Genomic DNA, 4,351 nt, shown 5'->3' on the forward strand with positions numbered 1-4,351 from the left:
CAACAGCCCAACAGCCCTGCCCAACCAATAAGGGAGGGACGTTCACCAAGAAAAGCAAAGCCTATSAGCGCCACCATTAAGAGGCTTAGGCGATCAACGGGCACTACTAATGAAGCATCACCCTGTTTTAAGGCCCTAAAAAAGCAGAATGATGATAAACCGCTAGCTATTCCAGAAATAGTTAAAAATATCCATGTTTGTTGAGATAGTTCAAAAGGATTGCTCAATTTCCCTGAGGCMAGAATTAGTACTGGAAGAAATATTGATATCACGATTGTGCGAATAAGTGTAGCCAGGTCGGCATCAACATTTTCAAGACCTATTTTKCCWAGTACGGCAGATGCACTRGCRAAAATTGCCGACAACAATGCCCAAATGAACCAAAAAGGAAGYGTTGGAATTTGGCCCATTTAAATTAATTACTWGAAAATGTTTAAGTTAAGTGTATTTAGAACTTTCAAAGCATGGGATTTTGCTCGAAGGCAGTGGCAAAAATGCCCAGCAACTGCCAGCCTAGTGAGTAATTCAGCCACACAACGACGCAGTTAAACGTCAGAATGGCTTTATGGCTCAGATCCTTGTATACGACGGCGGATGTCCCTTCTGCCGGCACTTTGCTTTACGCAGTGAGCTGGTGGGTGGTGTGCCGGATTTAGAAATTCGTGATGGTAGAGCTGATMATCAATTGCGRGCCAAATTAAAGGCTCAAGGGTTGGACTTTGCCCGTGGTGCTGTGCTGCTCAAGGGTGACCAGGCCTGGCATGGTGCYGATGCGATCGCTGAGCTCTGCRCTGCRCTAAAACCCAGTGATCCGCTTTTGTTATTGTTGGGGCAGCTATTTGCATCGCCGCCCCGGGCACGCMGTTTATATCCTTTGTTGCTATGGGCCCGCAGAAMAGCATTGCAATTGCAAGGCCTTAAGGAAGATCCAAATCAGCAGATCTAASCACAATGAAAACTAYTTTGCCTGYAATTTTATTTACTTTTATTTTCAGYTTKTTGTTGTTTATAAGCCCAYTAAGRAGCTTTGCTAGCACMACTGCATCGCAGAATTTCAGATGCGATGGGGATYCCYTRGAGGCGATTGCCTATAAAGGTGCAGTGGATGCGGTAGGTATCCCAAATAGCAAYGCRGGTACGCTGCCTGGTGATTTTATYGTGTTGCGCTGGCATAAAATGAATTTGCAAATACCACGCACTAATAATGCAGGCGTTCCTAGTTATTCCGATGGCCGCTGGTGGTGGCAAGCCCTAGAKCCAAACCACCCAACATTTGCGCAGCTACGCCGAAAAGTTGARAATTACAGTTGCGAATCTGTGCCTAGCTTGGCTGMTAATTTCCCTTAGCGATGCCCATCATCCAAACCCCWGGCCGTTGATAACACTTTCAGGAAARCACAACCATGTTTATGCTTAGCCACGAGAAACGAGAAGAGATCGCAGCCGCTTGCCAGAAATACGGGATTGAGCGTCTATTTGTGTTTGGCTCTGCCCTTAGGGACGATTTCAGGCCTGGGGAAAGCGATATTGATCTACTTGTTGAGTTTGGCCCTTTAGATATCACTAAAAGATTTCATGCTTATCTAGATGCTCGTGATGCATTTAGAAAGATTCTTCGGGTAGAAGTTGACTTGGTAATGAGTGGAGCAGTAAAAAATAAAATCATTGCCGGTGAGATTGACCGGACAAAGAAGCTTTTATATGGCGCGTGATCTATCCGTTGAAATTAGAGCTCCTACCAGAGCATAATGTGGYRAAGGCAACGGCTACTTCTTAAAAAACCAACAGAAACCATCAACAGAAACTATCAAATGAMTATTTYAGATACCGCAGCAAATCAGTTGATTGAACGCTATCAATTGATCCCTCACCCTGAAGGCGGTTGGTATCGGGAACTGCATCGCAGCGAGCACACTGTAAACCGCAGTGACGGTGAGCAAAGATCTGCTTTAACRATGATACTTTTTCTGCTTCAARGCGGAGATATAAGCCGTTGGCATAGGGTGGCTGCAGCTGATGAAACTTGGCATTTCATTGCCGGTGATGCGTTGGAACTTTTTAGCCTGTCGCCTGATGGTGGCCCAGCAATTCAACAGCTACTGGGWTTTTCCYTRGCGGATGCCGAATTGAAGCCTGTTGCCGTAATTCCTGCCGGCTGGTGGCAAGCGGCACGAAGCACTGGTGAATGGAGTTTAGTTAGTTGTTGCGTGGGCCCTGGTTTTTGTTTTTCTGATTTCAGCTTGTTAGCTAGTTATCCCAAAAATGAACATCCGCCAGGTGTTATTGAGAGGTATATTTAAGCCAGAGTTATTCGCTTAGTAACCTTTCAAGTTTTACTTGGATCTTGTTGCGAACCTCTGGATCTCCCACTAGGCGCAGGGTTCCTTCCCGCGGCCACCAATTCAGCTTCAGGTTGCTTACACCGTCTTCAAAAACGGCCATTTCAAACGCTCCTTTGTGATGCCAAGTTACTTGCACCCCTAGCTGGGCAACCAAGACTTTGAGCTCCTCCAGGGATCCCTTAAATTCCATATCCATCAAATAGCTCCTCTTCCTGTAATAAACTAWTGCATGTTAATACCTCAWGATRTTCAATGATCTTCTCAAACGACCTGAGTTAAATCTTTTTATATGAACTTAATAAACCAACAGCGCTGGGGATTGATTGCTGGCCTYCTGGCCGCTATCTCGTTCGGACTATCAGCGCCATTAATCAGCCTTGTGAGCCGTTCGGGTTCACCGCTCGTGATTGCTGCTCTGCTCTACCTCGGTGCGGGCCTGGCGCTAYTACTTGTKCGCTTGGTTATACCYAKAAGCAAYRGGGARTGCGGGGTTCAGCGCCGTGATTTTCCATCCTTACTTGGGCTAACTGCCCTTGGTGGGATCGTGGGGCCGCTCTGTTTAGTGCAAGGCCTCAGCCTGCTCTCTGCCGGTTCAGTTTCGCTGCTGTTGAACCTGGAAGCGGTGTTCACGTTGTTGATAGCTGTGTTAATTGGCCGTGAACATCTCAGCCGCCGGGGCCTTATTGCAGCCTTCTTAATTCTTTTTGGAGCGGTTTTGCTCACTAATGGCTCCTGGAGTGGTGCGTCCCTATACGGCACCTTGTTTATTGCRATTGCCTGCTTGGCATGGGGCATTGATAACAACTTGAGCCAACGCCTAAGCCTGCGTGATCCCCTCCAGGTTTCCCTGCTCAAGGCCATAGGTGCCTCGGTTCCCATGTTGCTACTGGCCTTGATAACAGGTGGGWTGTTTCCGGGTTGGCAGCTTTCATTAATCCTGGTTGCGATCGGCAGTGTGGGCTATGGCTTGTCGATTTGGCTGGATCTAGTGGCGCTGCGCCACTTGGGTGCTGCCCGTGAAGCGCTTGTGTTTTCAACTGCACCTTTTGTGGGTTTGATTTTTAGTTTGGCTGTGTTGTTGGAGCCTTTCTCCAACGGTATGGCGATGGCTTCAGCCYTGATGCTGTTGGGGGTTGTTGTGCTGCTGAAAGAAAACCATGCCCACAGGCATCGCCATAGTGCTWTGCGCCACGCCCATCGCCATTACCACAACCAATCCKGCGCTGATCCGCACCACATCCATGATCATTCTTCTGAAGATGAAGTAGAGGTTTTAGGGCAAGCCTTTTGGCATTCCCATRGCCATGAACATGTTGAGATTGAGCACGAACATCCCCATGYAAGCGATGTGCATCACCGCCATAATCAYAACGATGMTRCTRTTCCRAAGCAAATAAATAAAGAAATTAATTAATTAATAAATTATCAGCGAATTTRTTCCTCRGATTTACTCCTCAAATTTATTTCTYAAATAATTTAGAAATGGATCTGCGCTAAGGGGRTAACCGCTAACTTTTTCAACAAGYTCTTCGCTATTAACACTGCGGCCGAGTGGATAAACATTTTGGWTTAGCCATTGGAGAAGAGTTGWYTCCTGGCCAGCGCTGATCRCAGCAGCTATTGCACCTTCTCCGCCCAGCTCCTTCTCCATTGCTTCCGCTAATTGGGCACTGATCAGATGCCCTAATGCGTAGCTAGGAAAATAACCAAATAGGCCCTCAGCCCAGTGAATGTCTTGCAAGCAACCTTCGGAATCATTTGCTGGCTGAATGCCTAACAGTTCATTTAGGCGTTGATTCCAGTGTTGCGGTAATTCCTCCGCCGGCAGCTCCTGCTCAATCAGGGCAAGTTCCAGCTCAAAGCGCAACACGATGTGTAAGCAATAGCTGAGTTCATCTGCTTCAACTCGAATCAGGCCAGGCTGGAGTGGATTAAGGCTGCGCCAAAAACCTGTGCTGCCATTCCAGGGATCGCTGCCAAGTTCAGCACAAAAATGAGTGTGCCAGCGC

The 4,351-nt window shown here is 47.4% G+C and carries 6 protein-coding genes and 1 pseudogene; 4 read left to right on the top strand and 3 right to left on the bottom strand.

Going from position 1 to position 4,351, the window contains the following annotated elements; translation table 11 throughout:
- Positions 1-410 (bottom strand): EamA family transporter (locus C7K08_RS12830; RefSeq protein WP_106500967.1); only part of this gene is annotated, 410 nt, incomplete at its 3' end.
- Positions 411-565: 155 nt separating this feature from the next.
- On the opposite strand from C7K08_RS12830, the gene C7K08_RS12835 reads away from it, so the two are divergent.
- The 3 genes from C7K08_RS12835 to C7K08_RS12850 all read left to right on the top strand — a co-directional run bounded on the left by C7K08_RS12835 (position 566) and on the right by C7K08_RS12850 (position 2,300).
- The gene (locus tag C7K08_RS12835; protein WP_106500968.1) at positions 566-946 is read left to right on the top strand and encodes a DCC1-like thiol-disulfide oxidoreductase family protein; all 381 of its coding nucleotides are present in this window, start codon (positions 566-568) and stop codon (positions 944-946) included.
- Positions 947-1,403: 457 nt separating this feature from the next.
- On the top strand, positions 1,404-1,712 hold the full coding sequence (locus C7K08_RS12845; protein WP_106500970.1) for a nucleotidyltransferase family protein: 309 nt from the start codon (positions 1,404-1,406) through the stop codon (positions 1,710-1,712).
- 99 nt (positions 1,713-1,811) lie between these two features.
- The gene (locus C7K08_RS12850; protein ID WP_106500972.1) at positions 1,812-2,300 is read left to right on the top strand and encodes a cupin domain-containing protein; all 489 of its coding nucleotides are present in this window, start codon (positions 1,812-1,814) and stop codon (positions 2,298-2,300) included.
- Positions 2,301-2,307: 7 nt separating this feature from the next.
- Here the strand turns inward: C7K08_RS12850 and C7K08_RS12855 are convergent, their stop codons facing one another.
- On the bottom strand, positions 2,308-2,538 hold the full coding sequence (locus C7K08_RS12855) for a hypothetical protein (RefSeq protein ID WP_241537262.1): 231 nt from the start codon (positions 2,536-2,538) through the stop codon (positions 2,308-2,310).
- A 93-nt stretch (positions 2,539-2,631) separates the two neighbouring features.
- On the opposite strand from C7K08_RS12855, the gene C7K08_RS12860 reads away from it, so the two are divergent.
- Positions 2,632-3,756, top strand: a complete 1,125-nt coding sequence (locus C7K08_RS12860) for a DMT family transporter (RefSeq protein ID WP_106500971.1) — start codon at positions 2,632-2,634, stop codon at positions 3,754-3,756.
- 33 nt (positions 3,757-3,789) lie between these two features.
- On the opposite strand, the pseudogene C7K08_RS12865 reads toward C7K08_RS12860, so the two are convergent.
- Positions 3,790-4,351: pseudogene (locus C7K08_RS12865) on the bottom strand (carboxypeptidase M32); the annotation flags it as partial.

It is taken from the genome of Synechococcus lacustris str. Tous, assembly GCF_003011125.1.
In the GTDB taxonomy this organism is placed as follows: domain Bacteria; phylum Cyanobacteriota; class Cyanobacteriia; order PCC-6307; family Cyanobiaceae; genus Synechococcus_D; species Synechococcus_D lacustris.

What these genes read in the sequence shown, in the direction of transcription:
- C7K08_RS12845 (WP_106500970.1), top strand. Translation starts at nt 1,404, where the DNA reads ATGTTTATGCTTAGCCACGAGAAACGAGAAGAGATCGCAGCCGCTTGC.
- C7K08_RS12855 (WP_241537262.1), bottom strand. Translation starts at nt 2,538, where the DNA reads ATGGATATGGAATTTAAGGGATCCCTGGAGGAGCTCAAAGTCTTGGTT.